The 19103-nt window shown below is 70.9% G+C and carries 16 protein-coding genes; 3 read left to right on the plus strand and 13 right to left on the minus strand.

Going from position 1 to position 19103, the window contains the following annotated elements:
- Positions 1-263 precede the first annotated feature (263 nt).
- The 10 genes from ACFVWY_RS02785 to ACFVWY_RS02830 all read right to left on the minus strand — a co-directional run bounded on the left by ACFVWY_RS02785 (position 264) and on the right by ACFVWY_RS02830 (position 9848).
- Positions 264-1361, minus strand: a complete 1098-nt coding sequence (locus ACFVWY_RS02785) for a response regulator (protein ID WP_389866622.1) — start codon at positions 1359-1361, stop codon at positions 264-266.
- A gap of 52 nt (positions 1362-1413) precedes the next feature.
- Complete coding sequence (locus ACFVWY_RS02790) at positions 1414-2730, minus strand: sensor histidine kinase (RefSeq protein ID WP_389866624.1); 1317 nt, start codon at positions 2728-2730, stop codon at positions 1414-1416.
- 50 nt (positions 2731-2780) lie between these two features.
- Positions 2781-3668 (minus strand): DUF5936 domain-containing protein, encoded by an 888-nt coding sequence (locus tag ACFVWY_RS02795; protein WP_389866627.1) that lies wholly within the window; start codon positions 3666-3668, stop codon positions 2781-2783.
- 14 nt (positions 3669-3682) lie between these two features.
- Positions 3683-4621, minus strand: coding sequence for a type II secretion system F family protein (locus tag ACFVWY_RS02800; protein ID WP_389866629.1), 939 nt, complete (start codon positions 4619-4621; stop codon positions 3683-3685).
- Between the two features lie 10 nt (positions 4622-4631).
- Complete coding sequence (locus ACFVWY_RS02805) at positions 4632-5969, minus strand: CpaF family protein (protein WP_389866631.1); 1338 nt, start codon at positions 5967-5969, stop codon at positions 4632-4634.
- 57 nt (positions 5970-6026) lie between these two features.
- Complete coding sequence (locus tag ACFVWY_RS02810; protein ID WP_389866633.1) at positions 6027-6425, minus strand: TadE family protein; 399 nt, start codon at positions 6423-6425, stop codon at positions 6027-6029.
- The gene (locus ACFVWY_RS02815; protein ID WP_389866634.1) at positions 6422-6892 is read right to left on the minus strand and encodes a TadE/TadG family type IV pilus assembly protein; all 471 of its coding nucleotides are present in this window, start codon (positions 6890-6892) and stop codon (positions 6422-6424) included. Before ACFVWY_RS02815 ends, ACFVWY_RS02810 begins: the two co-directional genes overlap by 4 nt.
- Positions 6893-6895: 3 nt before the next feature.
- Positions 6896-8191, minus strand: coding sequence for a CpaE family protein (locus ACFVWY_RS02820; RefSeq protein WP_389866637.1), 1296 nt, complete (start codon positions 8189-8191; stop codon positions 6896-6898).
- A 7-nt stretch (positions 8192-8198) separates the two neighbouring features.
- Positions 8199-8906, minus strand: a complete 708-nt coding sequence (cpaB, locus tag ACFVWY_RS02825; RefSeq protein WP_389866640.1) for a Flp pilus assembly protein CpaB — start codon at positions 8904-8906, stop codon at positions 8199-8201.
- 75 nt (positions 8907-8981) lie between these two features.
- Complete coding sequence (locus ACFVWY_RS02830) at positions 8982-9848, minus strand: hypothetical protein (protein ID WP_389866643.1); 867 nt, start codon at positions 9846-9848, stop codon at positions 8982-8984.
- 748 nt (positions 9849-10596) lie between these two features.
- On the opposite strand from ACFVWY_RS02830, the gene ACFVWY_RS02835 reads away from it, so the two are divergent.
- Complete coding sequence (locus tag ACFVWY_RS02835; RefSeq protein ID WP_389866645.1) at positions 10597-12333, plus strand: chitinase; 1737 nt, start codon at positions 10597-10599, stop codon at positions 12331-12333.
- 201 nt (positions 12334-12534) lie between these two features.
- Positions 12535-14808, plus strand: coding sequence for a protein kinase (locus ACFVWY_RS02840; protein ID WP_389866647.1), 2274 nt, complete (start codon positions 12535-12537; stop codon positions 14806-14808).
- Between the two features lie 357 nt (positions 14809-15165).
- On the opposite strand, the gene ACFVWY_RS02845 is transcribed toward ACFVWY_RS02840, so the two are convergent.
- The 3 genes from ACFVWY_RS02845 to ACFVWY_RS02855 are packed head-to-tail and all read right to left on the minus strand — an operon-like array spanning position 15166 to position 17342.
- Complete coding sequence (locus tag ACFVWY_RS02845; protein ID WP_389866650.1) at positions 15166-15576, minus strand: RidA family protein; 411 nt, start codon at positions 15574-15576, stop codon at positions 15166-15168.
- Between the two features lie 6 nt (positions 15577-15582).
- Positions 15583-16341 (minus strand): IclR family transcriptional regulator, encoded by a 759-nt coding sequence (locus tag ACFVWY_RS02850; protein ID WP_389866652.1) that lies wholly within the window; start codon positions 16339-16341, stop codon positions 15583-15585.
- Positions 16338-17342 (minus strand): sugar kinase, encoded by a 1005-nt coding sequence (locus ACFVWY_RS02855; RefSeq protein ID WP_389867087.1) that lies wholly within the window; start codon positions 17340-17342, stop codon positions 16338-16340. The genes ACFVWY_RS02850 and ACFVWY_RS02855 overlap by 4 nt, the downstream gene beginning before the upstream one ends.
- A 404-nt stretch (positions 17343-17746) precedes the next feature.
- Between ACFVWY_RS02855 and ACFVWY_RS02860 the strand changes: the two genes are divergently transcribed.
- Entirely contained in the window at positions 17747-19072 is a 1326-nt protein-coding gene (locus ACFVWY_RS02860; protein ID WP_389866654.1) for an amino acid deaminase, read from the plus strand.
- Positions 19073-19103: the final 31 nt, after the last annotated feature.

The following is a 19103-nucleotide window of genomic DNA, read 5'->3' on the forward strand; positions in this document are numbered from 1 at the left end:
GTTCCCCTCCGGGTTCGGCCGACCGGTAGCCGGCCGACTCGCAAGTTTCTTGGGTGTCGCCTGCGGAACCGGCTTCCTCCTGGCCGGTGCCGCTGGCGACATGAGAAACATACGGCGACGAGCCTCGCTCGCCGGAGGGCCCCAGGGCCCATTCCCGGGCCCAAAGCGTCAGTTGGGTCTGCGGCACCCCCGCGGACCGCTCGGGCCCACACCCTGCCACCGGCCCGCTCGTGTTCTTCCTCCGCTGCTGCCCCTGCGCCTGCTCAGCCACGGCGACCACCGGCCCCGTGTGCCCCATTGCCCGTCGCGGGTGCCGTGCCCAGCCAGCGGGCGATGGCCTCGCTGCGACTGGTGCTGTGCAGCTTGGTGAAGATGCGGTTGATGTGGTTCTTGACCGTCTTCTCGCTGATGAAGCAGGTGGCGGCGATCTGCTGGTTGCTCATGCCGGACGCGATCAGCTCCATGACCTCCACCTCCCGCGAACTCAGCCCGTACTGCTGCCTGTTGAGTGACGCGCCGGGTTCCCCGGCCATGGAAGACTGTGCCACAACTGGTTGCATCTGCGAAAGACCCTGAGGTGTGCGGACCGGTCGCGGCGCAGGTGGCGCCGGTTCGGACCGGGGTGCGTGCGCGGGCGCGCCGTGTTGCTGAACGAAACTCGGGGCGTGACCGTCGTAGCCGGGGCCCTGGTAGGGAACGCCGGTGGTCAGCGCTGTTCCGAGCCCTTCGGGCAGGGGCCCCGAACGCGGCCCGGGGCCTTGGCGCATATGGGCGAGCAGGGCATTGGCGGCGGTGGCGGTGAAGTGGGCCCGGCCGTCCTTGGTGTCGCGTACGGCCTGCACCAGCTGGTCGGCGGTGAACTCGCCGTGGACGAGGTATCCGCACGCCCCCAGCCGCAGCGCCTCGTGGACGATCTCGTTCTCACGGCTGTAGGTCAGCATCATCACGGGTGCAACCTGCACCAGGTGCGGCAGCGCGGATATGCCGTCGACTCCGGGCATCCGGACATCGAGCAGAACGACGTCCGGACGGTGCCGCACGGCCATGTCGTAGGCCTGGCGGCCGTCCGTGGCCTCCGCCACGACCTCGATGTCGTCGCGTCCGGAGAGCAGGACGCCGAGACCGGCGCGGACCACGGGATTGTCGTCCGCGACGACGACCCGCAGGGCGCCCGGTCCCGCCATGGGCGCGGCAGGGGGGAAGGGAGGCAGGGGCTCGGATGCCGCGGACTGCTGGGGAACGGGGAAGGCGGGAGAGCTGGGCTCCGAGGTGAGCGGTGTGACATGCGAGGACGTGTGCTGGGACGCGTGGTGCGGTGCGGCCCAGTTCTGGCCCGCGGTGTGGGAAACGTCGTCCGGCATCTGCGACCTCCTCTCAGGGTTCTCGGGGGGGTGGGTGGGGCGTATGAACGGTTCAGTCGTACGGCCCGGCTCCGGAGGTGGCGAGCAGAGCGGCGATCGGGAGTTCCAGGCGGACTTCGGTGCCCTTGGCCGCCTGGCCCTTGCCGATACGGATGCGGGCACCGATGGAGGCGGCGCGCTCGACCATGCCGACCAGGCCGAAGTGTCCGGCGTGCCGGAGGTCGTCGAGGGTCGTGCCCGGGGGCAGGCCGCGCCCGTCGTCGTAGACGCTGACGCGCAGCACGTCGCCCTTCACCCCGGCGAGGACGACGAGGTAGGTGGGGTGGGCGTGGCGGTGGGCGTTCTCCATCGCCTCGGAGGCGATGGTGAGCAGCTGGCGGGCGACGACCTGGGGTACGGGCGGGATCGGTGCGTCGTCGAGGAGCCGGAAGGTGGCGGCGAGCTCGTGCCGCTGGGTGAAGTCCTGGACCCGGGCCCGGAGTTCGCGCTCGACGTCCACACCGCCGTCGAGTCCGGACTCGCGGCGCAGGTCGGAGAGGAGTTCTCGGGACTCGGCCGCGGCGCGGCGGGCCGCGCGGGCGACCAGTTCGGCCTGGTGTCTGACGGTGAGCGGGTCCATCCGGCCGGAGGAGACGGCCAGGCCGTCGGCGGCCAGGGCCAGCCCGTGCAGGGTCTTGGCCACCGAGTCGTGCATCTCCCGGGCGAGACGGGCCCGCTCGCCCTCCACGGCCTCGCTGACGGCGAGTCGTGCCCTCGTCTCGGTGAGTGCCTGGCTGGCGGAGCCGAAGCGGAGGAGGAGGTTGCGCAGGGTCACTCCGACCGCCCCGGCGATCACGCAGAAGCCGGGGAGGAGGAATACCGTCGCGTTACCGGCCTCCAGCTTGGGATCGGTCCCGTACACGCCGAGGACGATCGCGGTCTGGAGCGCCGCGAAGACCGCGGCGCCCCGCCAGCCGTAGACCAGTCCGGCCAGCAGCGGGGTGCAGACCGTGACGTAGGCGAGGGTGGACTCGGGAGTGGCGGTGATCAGCAGCAGCGCGCCGAAGAAGGCGTCTATGCCGAGCAGCCAGGGGTGGCGCAGCAGGACCGGGCCGAAGCGTTCCCAGTCGCGGAAGAGGACGTAGCTGCCCATGAAGGTGACGAGTACGGCGGCCCCGATCAGCCAGGTGGCGAGGCCCGAGGCGGCGTGGTCGATCGCGAACGGCGTGGCCACCGCGATCATGGCGAGCCGGAAGCCGAAGACCTGGCGGCACATCGCCTGGAGCGCGTTGAGCTGGATCGCGAACGCCGGGCGCGATCCGGGGTCGGCGATCGCCTGACGCACCTGTGCGTTCAGTCCGGCGTGGATGCTGCCGAGCTGGAAAGACATGAGCCTGTCACCTCCTTCCGGTGGCTCTGCCACCACCCGCCACGGTCACGTCATCCGCCCATGAGGGTGCTGAAGTCGACGTTGACGCCGTAGACGAAGCCGACGGTCAGCATCACGAGGGTGCCGGGAAGGAGGAAGGTGGTGACCGCGAAGGTGGCCTTGGGGACTGCCCTGGCCGCCTTCCGGCGGGCGTTCTGGGCGTCGGTGCGCCGCATGTCGTTGGCGATCTGGATCAGTGTCTCGACGATCGGGGCACCGAGTTCCTCGCCCTGCTGGAGCGTGGTCACGAACATCGCGACCTGCTCGGAGTCGTTGCGCTTGCGCAGTTGCTCGAAGGCCTCGCGACGGCTGACACCCATGTCCATCTGGCGCAGGGTGATGCGCAGCTCGTCGGCCCAGGGGCCTTCGTACTTCTCGGCGACCCGCGCCAGGGCCTGCCGGAAGCCGAGTCCGGCGGAGACGACGACGGCGAGCACGTCGAGGAAGTCGGGAAGGGTCCGGTCGATGTGGTCGCGGCGGATACGGACGGCGGACCAGATGCCGACCTCGACCCAGAAGATGCCGAAGGCGATCAGCACCAGGGAGAGGAAGACCTGCCCGCGGATGATCATCGAGAACGCGCCGAGCAGACCGAGCCCGCCGTAGACGGCCCGGCGCGCGGCGTAGCGGTCGATGGTCAGACCGCCCGGGTTACCGGCCATGTCGATCTGTCGGCGCTTCTTGTTGACGGCCTTGGGGCCCATCATCCGGAGCACCATGGGCGCCCAGCGCATGCCGAGGCGGTCGATTCCGGAGCCGACCGCACCGGTACGGGTGGAGCCGACCTCCAGCGCGATCGCGAGGTCGCCCGGGAGTTTCGCGTCGGCCCGGTACATGCGGATGCCCGCGATGGCCCCGAAGACCGCGAGTCCTATGACGCCTGCCAGCAGCAGATCCATGTGTGCGTCGCCCTTCAGACGTCGATCTTGGAGAGGCGGCGGATCACGATGAATCCGATCGCGTACAGGGCCAGGGAGACGATCACGGCGACCTGTCCGATGAACGCTCCGGTCATGCGGTCGAGGGCGCCGGGCATGACCGCGTTCATCAGGAGCATGGCGCCGAGACCGAAGGCCGGAACGGCGTAGGCCGTGACCGTCACCTGGGAGAGCTGGGTCTTGACCTCGCGCCGGGTCTCCTTGCGCTCCTCCAGCGTCTCGGTGAGGTTGCGCAGCGAGCTGACGACCGTACCGCCTGCCCGGTTGGACAGGACGAGCGTGGTGACGAGGACGACGAGTTCACGGGAGGGGAGCCGGTCCGTCAGCTCGCTCATCGCGTCCTCCAGCGGCTCGCCGACGGCCAGGCGCCGGGAGACCCGGGCCAGCTCCTCACCGGCCGGGTTCTCCATCTCGTCGGCCGCCATGCCGATGGACGTACGCAGTGCCAGGCCCGCCTGGGTGGCGTTGGCGAGGATGCGGGCGAGCTCGGGGAGCTGGTTGATGAAGTGTTCGGTGCGCTTGGTCCGTTGCCAGTTCAGGAAGGCGTTGGTGCCCCAGAGGCCGATGAGGGCGGCCACCGGGCCGAAGAAGCTGGCGAGCATCGACGAGGCGATCATCCACAGCCCGGCCATGGAGACGACCGCGTAGACGAAGAACTCGCCCGGGGTGATCTCCAGACCGGTGGCGGCCAGTTTCAGTTCGAGCTTCCGGCCCAGGCCGGTCTTCCGCAGTCGGCTGTCCAGCGCCCGGAACCGGCGACGGCGGCCGGTCTCCGGTATGTGTCCGGTGTGCGAGAGGCGGTCCACCAGGGCGTCGCGGTCGGCCTTGCCGCCGCTGTAGGCGTGCAGGCCCGCGACGCCGGCGACGCCGGCGAGCAGCGTCGCGCCAATGGTGAGCAGAGGGAGATTGGTCATGGCTCGGTACCTAGTTGGCCTCTCGGGTGGCGAGCTGTTCGGCGGAATCGGCGACCCCGAAGGCCTGCGGGATGGGCTGGCTGGCCATGTAGAGGCGCTCGGCGATCTTGCGTGGGAGCGGGAGGTAGGAGAACTCGCCGTTGATCCGTCCTTCGGCGTCCATCGGCTGGGCGTTGAACTTCGCGACGGTCACGATGCGGTAGGGGTCGCGCCCGTGCGAGTCGAGGACGGCGATCTCGGTGATCTTTCGGGAGCCGTCGGCGTGCCGGGTGAGCTGGACGATCACGTCGACGGCGCTGTTGATCTGGTCGTGCAGGGCCTCGAAGGGAATCTCGATCTCCGACATCGACGCCAGCGTCTGCAGACGCATCAGCGCGTCCTCGGCGTTGTTGGCGTGGACGGTGGCGAGCGAGCCGTCGTGACCGGTCGACATCGCCTGGAGCATGTCGAGCGACTCACCGCCACGGACCTCACCGACGACGATGCGGTCGGGGCGCATACGCAGGGAGTTGCGGACCAGGTCGCGAATGGTGATCTGGCCCTTCCCCTCGACGTTCGCCGGGCGGGACTCCAGCCGGATGACGTGGCTCTGCTGGAGCTGGAGCTCGGCGGAGTCCTCGATGGTGACGATGCGCTCGCTGTCGGGGATGAGGCCGGAGAGCGCGTTGAGGAGCGTGGTCTTCCCGGTGCCCGTGGCGCCGGAGACGATGACGTTGAGCTTGGCCTGGACGAGCCCGGAGAGCAGGATCAGCATCTGGTCGTCGAGCGACCCGACGTTGATCATTTCCTGGAGCGTGAAGGCCCGGGGGAACCGTCGGATCGTGAGCGTCGCGCCGGTCAGGGACAGCGGCGGGATGATCACGTTGACACGTTCACCACTGGGTAGACGCGCGTCGACCATGGGGTTCGACTCGTCGACGCGGCGGTTGACCGTCGACACGATGCGTTCGATGGTCTGCATCAGCTGCTCATGCGAACTGAACCGCATCGGCAGCTTTTCGACACGGCCGCTGCGCTCGACGAAGATCTGGTCGGGCCCGTTCACCATGATTTCGGTGATGGAGGCGTCCTCGAGGAGCGGTTCCAGGATGCCGAGACCGAGTGCCTCGTCGACGACCCGGCGGATCAGCTGGGTGCGTTCGACGGTCGAGAGGACGGGCCCCTCGCGGCTGATGATGTGGCTGAGTACGCGCTCCAGCCTCGCCCGCCGGTCTGCGGCGGCGAGCGAGGACATCTCCGCCAGGTCGATCTCCTCGAGCAGCTTGGCGCGGTAGGTGGCCACCATGTGGCTGTCCTCCCGCGCCCCGCCGTTCTTCTCGGGGGCGGTCATGCGTGCCCGCAGACTCATTGCGTCACTCCTCGTTCGGAAAAACTGCGGTGCCCAGTCGTGCGGGGCGGGCGCCGGTCAGCCTCTCGGCATGGTGGAACTGCGCTCGGCCCAGCCCCAGTCGTCGATACCCGGCACGACGGAGGGAATCCTCACGCGGGTGGTGTACGTCACTTCGTCGTACCCACCGCTGCTGGTGAACTTCGAGTTCTTGTAGCTGCCCAGCCAGTCGCTCATCGCGTCACGCCCCGCCTGCTCGGAATCCCCGCGCGGCACGTCCTGCGTGGCGGTGCGTGCCGCCGCGCGGGCACCCGTGCCCGCCTGGTTGGCGGCGTACGCGGCGACGCCCAGCTGGATCGCGAAGAGGCCCACCAGGAGCAGCAGCGGGATGAAGCCCATGTACTCGATGGCGACCTGGCCGCGGTCCCGGCGGGCCGCGGCGGACTTGCCGCCCGGTGTCCGTACGCGCATGCTCATCGCTTGGCCTCCAGCGGCGACGCGGCGTTGCCCTCGATGGTCATCGGCCAGTTGAGTACGCCGGGTACCAGGACCGGCACCCGGAGCTGCACCGTGGCCTTGTACAGCGCCCCGGAGCTCTCGCATCTGGTGCGCTTCATCGACTTCCGCCAGACCGGCGGCAGGTCCTCCTCGGCCGCATCGCGGCAGGACTGCCCGCGGTACGAGCCCTGGGTGATGGCGCCCTCGTGCGCCGCCTGGTCCGCCGAGTTCCCCGCGAGGGAGAACGTGTAGCCGATGAGGGCGCACTGCCAGAGTGCGATCAGCAGCAGGATGATCAGCGGGGTGACGCCCAGGAACTCGATCGCGGTCTGGCCGCGGTCCCGGTCGCGGGCGGAAAGGAGGGTGCGGATCCCGGTGCGGGCCGGGACGGCGTCACCGCGCCGCCCGCCGCGTATCTCCGTGTCTCTCGTCTCGGTGAGTGTCATTGGTCAACTTGCCCCCTGGGTCGTCGCCCGGTTCCGGGCACCGTCGCGGTCGCGTCGGCGCCCGATCGAGCCTCGGTCGTTCTTGAACTTCGCGGTGCTCTTCGCGCTGTTCTTCTCGGCCTTCTCAGGAACCTTGACGATGCCCAGCTCGCCCGCAAGGGCCCAGAGGGCCTGTTTGACCGTGCTCTTGGAATCGAGCTCGTGCAGCCGTCCCGCGTCGACCACGCTCTGGAGTTCCTTGAAGTTCGCGGGAACGGCCGTGTTGGCCGTCGTGGTGCCGGTGATCTTCTCGATCAGCTGCGGCTGGATCTCGGTGTTGCGGATGAAGCGGTTGACGACGGTGACCGTCTCCTCCGCCTTGCGGATCTGGAGCCGGTCCCACATCCGTACGACCCGCTTGGCCCCGCGCACCGCGATCACGTCGGGCGTGGTCACCAGCAGCGAGGTGTCGGCCATCTCGATGGCCGCGGCGTTGGCGCCGTTGAGCTGGCTGCCGCAGTCGATGACCACGACCTCGTGGCGCGAGCGCAGGGCGCTGACGATCTGCCGGGCCGAACGGTCGCTGACCTCCTCGGCGCTCTCGCCCTCGCCGGGCGCCAGCAGCAGCGCGAGGCCGGTGCCGTGACTGAACACGGCGTCGGCCAGCACCCGCGGCGAGATGTCGGTGATCGTCGACAGGTCGACGATCGACCGGCGGAACTGCACGTCCAGGTACGAGCCGATGTCCCCGGCCTGGAGGTCCATGTCGACCAGGGCGACGGTGCGCCCGGACGCCTGGGCCGCCAGGGCCAGCTGTACGGCGGCGACGGTGGTGCCGACCCCGCCCTTGGCACCGCTGACCGTGATGACCGTACCGCCGGGACCGGTGAAGACATCGGTCCCGGAGGTCAGGTGGCGGCGTACTCCGAGGGACCACTGGGCCGCGGATTGAACCCGGTTGGCCAGTTCTTCGTAACTGAGGGGGAGGGTGACGACACCGCGCGCACCCGACTCCATCGCGGACGAGAACAGACCGGGGGTGACATCGGCGGTGATCAGTACGACCCCGATGGCGGGGAAGCGGAGGGAAACCTCCCGGATCAGCTCCAGCGCCGGCACCGGCCCGATCCGCTCGTGGACCAGCACAACCTCGGGCAGGTCATCGAGCGATTCGCCCGCGAGCCGGGCGAGGGTGTCGATGAGCTGCGTCGAATCACTGACCGGTGCGGCCGGCTCCGCTTCGGGGAGCTGGCTGAGCAGGGTGGTGACGGATCTGGCCGCGTCGATGTCACCGACGGCCGGGAGGATCCTCGTGGTCATTCGATCCTCACTTGTCCTTGTCGAGGGTGTAGGTGCGGTCCCCGGGACGGATGGTGCTGTCGCTGCCGGAGGCCAGCAGCGCGAGGCGTACGTGCTCCGCGAAGGACTCGGCGTAGGCGATGCGCTGGGTGTCGAGCGTGTTCAGGGCGAAGGTGATCGGGACGGCCTCGGTGCCCATGTTGGACTTGCCGTCCTGGCTGGGCTCCAGGGCGGTCAGCTTGCCGACGTCCAGGACCTTGGCGTTGGAGACGATGACCTTCGACTGGGAGGCCTCGCCGTCGCGCTCACCGGCGAAGGTGGCGTAGATGTTCACGGTGGCACCGGGGGTGATCTTGCCCGCGACACCGGTCGCGGCGTCGATCATGATCGCGATCTCCTGCTCACCGGGCTGGAGCTCGGGGCGGCGCTGCATCATGTCGGACTGGAGCAGCGAGCCCTTGCGCAGCTGGGTGACGGCGATCTTGCCGTTCACCTCGGAGAGATCGGTGACCGCGTTGCGGGAGAGCCAGCGCTTGGGCATCGAGACCTTCTCGAACTGCCCGGCGGTCAAAGCGGTGTAGGGCGCCACATCGGACTTCAGCTGGTAGGCCGAGACCTCGGGGCCGACCTTGGAATTGACGTCACTGATCACCGAGAGCACGCCGGCGAAGGCGCCGAAGGCGCACAGAACCGACAAAAGCAGGAGTATCACGCCGCGGCGCTGACGGGAGTTCATGGGCCGGACAACCTCGTTCGATTCGGATGCATGGGGCAGCGGACGGAAGGGCGTCTACGGAGGAAAGCGGAAGCGCTAGGCGTGTGGTGGCGCGAGCGCTTCATGGCTGAGGACACCGGCGGAGTGCAAGCGGTTCTCGGTCGCGGGAAGCGGGGAGGAGCAGAACCCGCAACGATCACCGATGAGTTCCATGCGGCACCAGTGGCAGTTCTCACGGCGCACGGAGGCCACCAATTGGTACAGGACGGAGAGGTCTGGCAGATAGGCGGCGAATTCCACCAGTTTCCCGGTCCCCCACCACGACGGGGACTGGGACGGAAGCGCGGACTCCTGAATGGCCTGGACCTGCCACGCGGGTGCGAGGGTTTCCTTCACCCACTCGGACTGCGACTGGCCTTTGGCGGTCATGAGGTGCGTGCCGAATTCGGGGCCAGCCGGCAGATCGGACTTCGGACCGACCGTGACGAGCTGCGGCTCGGGGCCCGTGACAACGGCGAACAGGGAGCCCGGCACCCAGGACTTGGCATGGGTCTTGAGGTCGACCGGCACGCGGTCGAACTTGGCGACCGAGTGGAGCAGGGCACCCGCGTGGATGTAGTGCGTCAGCAGCCGGGCGGCGGAGGCGACCACCCCGGGACTGAAGTCACAGATCGACAGCTGGCGCAGCTGCCTGACGAGCACGGCGACGCCCAGCGGCGGGAGGTCCACCTTGACCAGGGCGATGCGGTCGCTCTCCAGGACCGAGCGCACGGAGTAGAGCCTGCGCTCGTGGGCGGGCGAGATGCTGGACGGGTAGACCGCGACGACGTAGCCGTGCTGCTCCAGCAGTACGTGCATGTCACCGATGGCCATCTCCAGCGCCTGGGCGTCCGGAGCCTGCAACAGGGCGGCTGTCGGTGTCTGCTGATCGGTAGGAGGAAGTACCAGATCAGCACTGGTCACTGCTATTGCGGTCGGCACGCTGTTCCCCGTTTCGGCTCCGGCCGGACGCCGGTCATGGCGTCGGCCGCAATCGCTCCTGCTCCGCGGTCTGGCTCAGCACTTTATCCACGTCCTACCTGGCAGAGAACACTTTTCGAGGGGCATTCCGACAACACATGCGAGGCGCCCGCGTAACACCCGCGTGCTAAATCGGAGCAAATCGAAAATCGTCAAATTCCGTACCACTGCGGAGGGTTACCGTCCCGCCTTCCCGCGGTCCGGGCAGGACCTTCATCGGTGCACGTCAGCGTGGACACGGCAGGAATGGCGCGTCCCGCACGACCGCCGCCGACGGTCCGGACGCTCACTGTCCGAGCACCCCCGCAGGATCGCTCGAACAAGGTTACGGAAGGTCAACAAAACGTCAATGCATGGCCACGAGAACGTGACTTCGCGGCCGTCGGAGGGCAGCGGCCGGTGCACGGGAGGGCCCGGCGCGCGGCGTAAGCGGAGTGCGCGCGGGGCGGTCGCGGTGACGGCCCGGGGGTCGCCCGGCACGGGCGGCGGACCCGGTTCCTCCCGCCAGAGGTCTTGACAACTCTATTGGTCTGGACCAGTTTTGTCGGCCAGCGGTGGCCACCGTTCCCTCTGCTCCACATCCCCGTCTTCCCCTCGTCACCTTCCGGTCGACCCGGGCGGCGCCGGTCCACCCCGCCGACCCGCCCGGCCGCTCCCGGCAGGTACCACCGACTCCCCACGGAGGCAGCAAGTGGAACGTTCCCCCCTCGGTGCCCGCAGAACCCGCGGGCGCCGAAGCCGCGTCGGGCGCGGTGCCGCCACCGCCGTCCTCGCGGCCGCCGCGCTGACCGCCACGGGTCTGGTCTCCAGCGCCCAGGCCGCCGACATCAACGTCGCCAGGAACGCGGGCTTCGAGTCCGGGCTCGCCAACTGGACGTGCACCAACGGAAGCGGCACCACCGTCTCCTCCCCCGTGCACGGCGGCACCGCCGCCCTCAAGGCCACCCCGGGCGGGCAGGACACCGCGCGCTGCTCCCAGACCGTGTCCGTGAAGCCCAACTCCACCTACGCGCTCAGCTCCTGGGTGCAGGGCGGTTACGCGTACCTCGGCGCGAGCGGCACCGGGACCACCGACGTGTCGACCTGGTCGCCGGGCTCCTCCGGCTGGACCCAGCTGAGCACCAGCTTCAAGACCGGCCCCAGCACCACCTCCGTGGAGGTCTACACGCACGGCTGGTACGGGCAGGCCGCCTATCTGGTCGACGACCTGTCGGTGAACGGCCCCGACGGCGGGGGCGGTTCCGACCCCGACCCGACCGTTCCGTCCGCCCCGGCCGGTCTCTCGGTCGGCACGACGACCACCACCTCCGTCGCGCTGTCCTGGAACGCGGTGTCCGGCGCGACCGGCTACACCGTCTACCGCGACGGCCAGAAGGCCACCACGGCCACCGGGAGCTCCGCGACCGTCACCGGGCTGAGCGCCGACACGGCGTACCAGTTCACGGTGACGGCCACCAACGCGGCTGGCGAGTCCGTCAAGTCCGCCGCGGTCAGCGCCCGTACGGCCAAGGAGGGCGGCGGCAACCCGAACCCCGGCACCTCCGTGCCCAAGCACGCGGTCACCGGCTACTGGCAGAACTTCAACAACGGCGCGACCGTGCAGAAGCTCAGCGACGTGCCCGCGAACTACGACATCATCGCGGTCTCCTTCGCCGACGCCACGGGCACACCGGGCGCGGTCACCTTCAACCTGGACACCGCCGGGCTGAACGGCTACACCGTTGACCAGTTCAAGGCCGACATCAAGGCGAAGCAGGCGGCCGGGAAGAACGTCATCATCTCGGTCGGCGGCGAGAAGGGCACCGTCTCCGTCAACAGCGATGCCTCGGCGGCCAACTTCGCCAACTCCCTCTACACGCTCATCCAGGAGTACGGCTTCAACGGCGTCGACATCGACCTGGAGAACGGCCTCAACTCCACCTACATGACGAAGGCGCTGCGCTCGCTGTCGCAGAAGGCGGGCTCCGGTCTCGTCATCACGATGGCCCCGCAGACCATCGACATGCAGTCGACCGGCGGCGAGTACTTCAAGACGGCGCTCAACATCAAGGACATCCTGACCGTCGTCAACATGCAGTACTACAACAGCGGTGCGATGCTCGGCTGCGACGGCAAGGTCTACTCGCAGGGCTCGGTGGACTTCCTCACCGCGCTCGCCTGCATCCAGCTGGAGGGCGGCCTCGCCCCGTCGCAGGTCGGTCTCGGAGTGCCCGCCTCCCCCAGCGCGGCGGGCGGCGGCTACGTCTCCCCCTCGGTCGTGAACGCGGCCCTGGACTGCCTGGCCTCCGGCACCAACTGCGGTTCCTTCAAGCCGTCGAAGACGTACCCGGACATCCGCGGTGCGATGACCTGGTCGACCGCCTGGGACGCCAAGTCGGGCAACGCCTGGTCCAACGCGGTGGGCCCGCACGTCCACGGCCTGCCGTAGCCACCGGCCGGCCACCACGACCGGCAGCGCCGCCGCTCCCCCGGCGGCGCTGCCGCACGTGCGGGACATGTCCCGGACCGGCAACAGAGTGACCGGGACGGCCCCCCTCCATGGCTGTTCGGGCATGCTCGTGTCACCGTGAGGAGGCTCAGGTGCGGTGTGACGGGGGGACAGGACATGACCGGGGCGCGGATTCAGGCATTGAGTGAGGACGATCCCGCGACGCTCGGGCCGTACCGCCTGATCGGGCGGCTGGCATCCGGCGGCATGGGACGGATCTATCTGGCCGCGGACGACGCCCGCGGCCCGGGGCCCGGGGGGCGGAGGACCGACGGGCAGCCGCCCGGCGGGCGGGGGCTCGTCGCGGTGAAGACACTGCTGGCCGAGGGCGAGGTCAGCACGGTCGACCGGCGGCGCTTCGCCCGCGAGGTGGCGCTGGCCCAGCGGGTCGACAGCGCGTTCACGGCGCGGGTGCGGGACGCCGACGCGGACGCCGAGCGCCCCTGGATGGCCATCGACTACATCGCGGCCCCCTCGCTCGCCGAACTGGCCCGCACCTGCGGGGTGCTCCCCGCCTCGGCCGTACGGTGGATCGCCGCCGGGACCGCGCAGGCACTGGTCACCCTGCACGGGGTGGGCATCGTGCACCGCGATGTGAAGCCGCAGAACGTGCTGCTGCCGCTGGAGGGCCCCCGGGTCATCGACTTCGGCATCTCGCACGCCAGCGACCTCACCCTCACCGGGCTCACACTCGGCACGATCGCGTTCACCTCGCCGGAACAGGCGCGCGGCGAGGCGTCCACGGCCGCCTCCGACGTGTACTCGCTGGGCGCGACGCTCTTCCTCCTCGCCACCGGGCGCCCGCCCTACCGCGCGGACGGCGACACCCTGCGGCTGCTGGCCCGCGTCCAGCGCGGCGAGCTCGACCTGACCGGGCTGCCGAAGGAACTCGTCGCAACGGTCCGGCCCTGCCTGGACGTCGACCCGGAGCAGCGCCCCGAGCCCGCCGAGCTGCTCGCCCGGTTCCGCCGGGCCCAGGCCGGAATGCCCGCGACGCGGGGCGGCGCCCGGTGGCTGCCGCCGCGGTGGACGGCGCTGATCGGCGCGTACGCCACGCAGGGGCTGGAGCTGGCGGACAGGCGGCGCACCCGGCCGTCCGCTCCGGCCGCTGGGCGGCGCACCGCCCAGCAGCGCACCCGGGTGGTGCCGCCGCCCCGGCCCACGCTGATCTACTCACCGGAGCGGCAGGCCCGCGCGGACCGCGACCGGGCCCGCCGCCTCGACCGCACCCGGCAGGAGATGGCGGCCCTCGCGGAGCTGGCGGAGCGGCAGCGGGCGGAGCAGGCCGAGCGTGAACGCGAGGAAGGCGAACGGGCCGAGCAGGCCGAACGGGAACGGGCGCAGCGTGTGGAGCGGCAGCGCGCCGAGGCGGCCCGCAAGGAGGCCGAACGCCTCGAACGGGAGCGGGTGGCGCGGGAGAAGGCCGCCCGGGAGCGGGAGGCCCGGGAACGCGCCCAGCGCGAACGCGCGGAACGCGAGCAGGCCGAACGGGCCGAGCGCCAGCGGGCGGAGCGGGCGCGCCGTGCCGCGCGGGCACGCTCGGCCGCCGCCTCCTCCCCGTCCTCCTCCCCCTCCTCCTCTTCGCCGTCCGCCCCGTCGCCCTCCTCGAACGCGAGCGGCTCCTCGGGCGGTTCGTCGAACTGGGGCTGGCTGGTCGCCCTGATCGTCATCGGTCTGCTGTTCTGGCAGCCCTGGGACCGCGCCACGTCGTCGGACAGCTCGGGCTCCTCCGCCTCGGCCAGCGCCGGATCCGTCGCGGGTGCCGGACTCGGCTCCCGTACGCACGACACCGGCACGGACGATTCCGGCACGGACGCGTCGAATACGGACGCGTCGAGTACGGACGGTTCCGGCGGCGACGACGAGGAGCCCACCCCGACGCCGACGCCGACCCCCACACCCACCCCGACGCCCACTCCGGACGCCACCGACCTGGCCTTCGCCGCGGTGCACGCCGGTGACTGCCTCGACGTGTACAACGACGGGCACGGCACGATGAGTTCCACCCGGCCGGTCCGGGTGGGCTGCCGTGCGTCGAACGCGTACATGCACGTCAACCGGGTGAGCACCGCTGCCGGGGCCTCCAGTTCGTGCGACAGCGGGGCGGGCTTCACCTGGTGGCGCAAGTCGGGTGCGGACGGCGTGGTGCGCACGCTCTGCCTCGACCGGGTGTACCAGGTGGGCCAGTGCTTCCCGGCGAAGGTCAACGGGGCCACCAACGCCGATCTGACGGTGGTGTGGAGCTGCAACGCGTCGACCGTGCCGGTGGCCGGACAGTCGATCCTGCGGATCACCGGCTACTACCGGGCGCCCGCGCAGGGGTCGAACTGGACCTGCCCGGCCGGAAGCGGTGAACGGTTCTGGTACTGGCCGGTGAACCACGGCAAGAGCCTCATCTGCGCCTCGGCGGCGTGACCGGGCGCGGGGAGATCCGCTGCGCCACGGTCAGAGGTCCCGGTGGGCTTCGTCCGTCCCGTGCCGGGCAGCGCGATTCCCGGGGCGGCGCCGGTGAGCGGTCCGGCGTCGGTCAGCGGTCCGGCGTCGGTCAGCGGTCCGGCGTCGGTCAGCGGTCCGGCGTCGGTCAGCGGGAGGATGCCACTGGTGCGGGGTGGTGTCCCGGCCGGTGGGGGGGTGCGGCGAGCGGTGTGGGCGGCTCCGTTGCCGGTGACGGCTCCCGGGTGCGGGGAAGCGTGGCACGGCGCCCCGTGGAGTGGAGCGCCGTGCCGTGTTCGGTGGTGCGGTGGTGCGGTCGCGCCCCGTGGGCCAGCTGGTTCAGCCGAGGACCGCGAGGGCGTCGATCTCGATCAGCAGGCCCTTGGGGAGGCCGACGTAGACCGTCGTGCGGGCGGCGGGGGGCGCGGTGAGGTTCTGCTCGGCGAAGTAGGTGTTGTAGAGCTCGTTCATCTCGGCGAAGTGGTCCACGTCCGTGAGGTAGACGCGCATCATCATCACGTCGTCCCAGCTGGCGCCGCCCTCCTCCAGGATCGCCTTGACGTTGGCGAAGGTCTGGAGGGTCTGCTCGCGCAGGGTCGGACCGGCGGGGGTCGGGGCCCGGCCCTCCACGGCGGGCAGGAAGCCGACCTGCCCGGCGACCTGGAGGATGTTCCCCTTCTTCACCCCGTGCGAGAACTTCGCGGGGGGCGTGGTGTGGGTGCTCGGGGTGAGGGCGATCTTCTCGGTCATGGCAGTTCAGGCCTTCTTGGGTCGGGTGGTGCCGGAGTACTCCCGGCTGATGGATTCGGCGGTGCGGCGCACCAGCGGGAGCAGGGTGAGGAGTTCTTCGGCCGTGACGACGACGTTGGGCGCGGAGACCGACATCGCGGCGACGGCCCGCCCGTCCGTGCCCCGGATGGGGGCGGCGACACAGTTGATGGACTCCTCGTGGCCACCGAGGTCGGTGGCCCAGCCCTGTTCGCGGACGACGGCCAGTTCCTTGAGGAACGCTCCGGCGTTCGGGGTCGAACGGGACGTGTACATGGGGTAGTCGAGCTTCTCGGCGACCGTGCGCCGCTCGGGTTCGGGAAGGTCGGCGAGGAGCAGCTTCGCGACGGCGGCGACGGTGATCGCGACGGGCTTGCCGATCCGTGAGTACATCCTGACGGGGTAGCGGCTCTCCACCTTGTCGATGTAGAGCACCTCCTGCTCCTCGTACACCGCGAGATGCACGGTGTGGCCGCAGCTCTCGTTGAGTTCGACGAGGTAGGGGTGGGCGATCTCCCGTACGTCGAGGTTCTCGACGGCCTCCTGGGCGAGGGCGAAGAGGCGGGCGCCGAGCCGGTAGCGCTGGTCCTGCTGGCGGTGGACGAGCCCGTGCTCGTGGAGCGTACGGAGCAGGCGCAGCGCGGTGGACTTGTGGACGCCGAGCCGCTCGGCGACCTGGCCGAGGTCGGCGGGCCCCTGGGCCAGCAGGGGCAGGATGCTCAGCGCCCGGTCGACGGTCTGGCTCATGTCGTACGTACCTCCTGGTCGTCCCCCGTCCAGCCGGGGCCGAGACGAAGTCTCCCCCAGGCGGTGTCGTCCAGTGCGGCAAGGGCGTCGGCGTGCGCGCGGGCGGGGGGTTCGGTGAGGTCGCCGGGGACGGTGAGGACGGCGGCGGCCATCAGGTGGCCGTGGCGGGCGCGGTCGCGCACCGGGAGGCCGCGCAGAGTGGCGGAGAGGAACCCGGCGGCGAAGGCGTCGCCCGCGCCGACGGGGGCGACGACGTCCACGCGGAGGGCGGGGACGGTGGTGACGGTGTCGGTCCCGGTCCCGCTGTCCGAGAAGACCGTCACCCCGTCCGCGCCGCGCTTCACGACCAGGACGGACGGCTCGGGCAGTGCCGCCCGGACCGCCTCCGCGCCGCTCGTCCCCCACGCCTCCTGCGCCTCGTCCTCGCCGACGAAGACCAGGTCGCTGCGGCGGGCCAGATCCAGGAGGACGTGGGGGGACGCGTCGGTGCCGCGCCACAGGCCGGGGCGGTGGTTGACGTCGAAGGAGAGTGCCGGACGGCCGGGGCGGGGCTCCGTCAGGTGGTGGAGCAGGGCCCGGCAGTCGGCGGAGAGCGCGGCGGTGATCCCGGACAGGTGGAGCATCCGGGCCGTGGGCAGCGACGCGCGGGGGACGGTGTGCGGGGACATCGCGGAGGCGGCGGACCCGGCCCGGTAGTAGGCGACCTCGTGCGCGTCGGTGGCGCGGTCGGTGGCGGTGCGGAAGTAGATCCCGGTGGGCCGGGCGGGGTCGCGGCGCACCCCGGAGGTGTCGACCCCGTAGTCCGCGATCGCCGCGACGAGATGGTCGCCGAAGCCGTCCGCGCCGACCCGGCTGACCCAGGCCGTCCGGTGCCCCGCGGCGGCCAGCGCGCAGGCCACGTTGGACTCGGCGCCGCCGATGCCGCGGTCGAAGGAGGGGACGTCGGCGAGGCGTCCGGGCCGCGACGGCAGGAACGTCACCATCGACTCACCGAGGCACACGACGTCGGTGGTGACGACGGCGGTGGCGTCGGTGGTGGTGACGACGGCGGGTCTGGCCGGGGTTGCGGACACTCGGGGCTCCTCACAGCTGCGGCGGACGGTGGTCCGGGATACGGCACGGGCGCACGCCGTGAACCGCGGGCGTCGGCTCGGATGGTAGACAGCGACAAGCGTTCTACGCAATGGGCGTTGCGGAGAGCGCAACCCTGACGGTGGCGCCGGTGAAACGGTCCCGCCCCCACATCCTTCGCGGCCGGTTCACAGCCGACGTACGGTCGGGGGCGGGCGCGGGGCTCCGCGCCCGTCGTTGACCGGACGTCCACGCGAGTGCTAGACAACCCTGAGCGTCATGCGCAATGACCATTGCATATAATGCAACGGACGAGTTCCCGAGGAGGACCCCCTTGGCCGCCCAGCAGCCCGCCGAACAGTCCGTGACGCCCTTCACCGAAGCGGCTCCCGCCGGTGGGACGGCCCTCACCGGCGAAGTGGTCGACCACCGCTTCAAGGCGCTGCCCCCCGACGCGGAAGGCCTGACCGTCGGAGCCCTCGCCGCCCAGCGGCGCAACCTCTACACCGGCGGCTTCACCACCCCCGTACTCGCCCTGTCCGCCGAATCGGTCGCGCACAACCTCGCCCTGCTGCGTACGTACGCCGAGCACCACGGCCTGGCCTTCGCCCCGCACGGCAAGACGTCCATGTCCCCGCAGCTCTTCGCCCGCCAGCTGGAGCACGGCGCCTGGGGCATCACCGCGGCGGTGCCGCACCAGGCGCGGGTCTACCGGGCGTTCGGCATCCGGCGGATCTTCCTCGCCAACGAGCTGGTGGACGCCGCGGCGCTGCGCTGGCTGGCCGGGGAGCTGGACGCCGACCCGGAGTTCCGCTTCGTCTGCTACGTCGACTCGGTGCGCGGTGTCGAGCTGATGGACACGGCGCTGCGCGCGGCGGGCGCCTCCCGGCCCGTGGACGTCGTCGTGGAGCTGGGCGCGGGCGAGAACGCCCGCACCGGGGTCCGTACCGAGGCCGGGTGCGCGGCCGTGGCCGACGCGGTGGCCGCGGCCGGGACGCTGCGGCTGGTGGGCGTGGCCGGTTACGAGGGCGAGGTCCCGGAGGCGACCGGCGAGCGGGTACGCGACTGGCTGCGCCGCCTCGTCGCGCTGGCCGTCGCCCTCGACCGCGCGGGCCGCTTCGCGCCCGGCGAGCCGATCGTGGTCAGCGCGGGCGGCAGTGCCTGGTTCGACGCGGTGGCGGAGGTGTTCGCCGACATCCCGGAGCTCTCCGCGCCCGTGCTGAAGCTGCTTCGCTCGGGGGCGTACGTCTCGCACGACGACGGGCACTACCGCCACCTCACCCCCTTCAACCGGATCCCGGAGGAGGGCGCCCTCCGGCCCGCGTTCCGGCTGTGGGCGCAGGTCGTCTCCCGCCCGTCCGCCGAGCAGGCCTTCCTCAACGCGGGCAAGCGGGACGCGGCGTACGACCTCGACCTCCCCGAGGCGCAGCTCGTGCGGTCCGGCCGGGACGGCTCGGTCCGCCCCGCGACGGGCATCACGGTCAGCGGACTGTCCGACCAGCACGCCTGGCTGCGCACCGGGCCGGACGCGGAGCTGGAGGTGGGCGACTGGGTGGGGCTGGGCCTCTCCCACCCGTGCACCGTCTTCGACAAGTGGCAGCTGATCCCGCTGGTCACCGAGGACGGCACGGTCACGGAGTACGTCCGCACCTTCTTCTGATCCACGCCCCCGCCCCCGCCCTTCAGGAGCC

This window comes from Streptomyces sp. NPDC058195, assembly GCF_042883525.1.
In the GTDB taxonomy this organism is placed as follows: domain Bacteria; phylum Actinomycetota; class Actinomycetes; order Streptomycetales; family Streptomycetaceae; genus Streptomyces.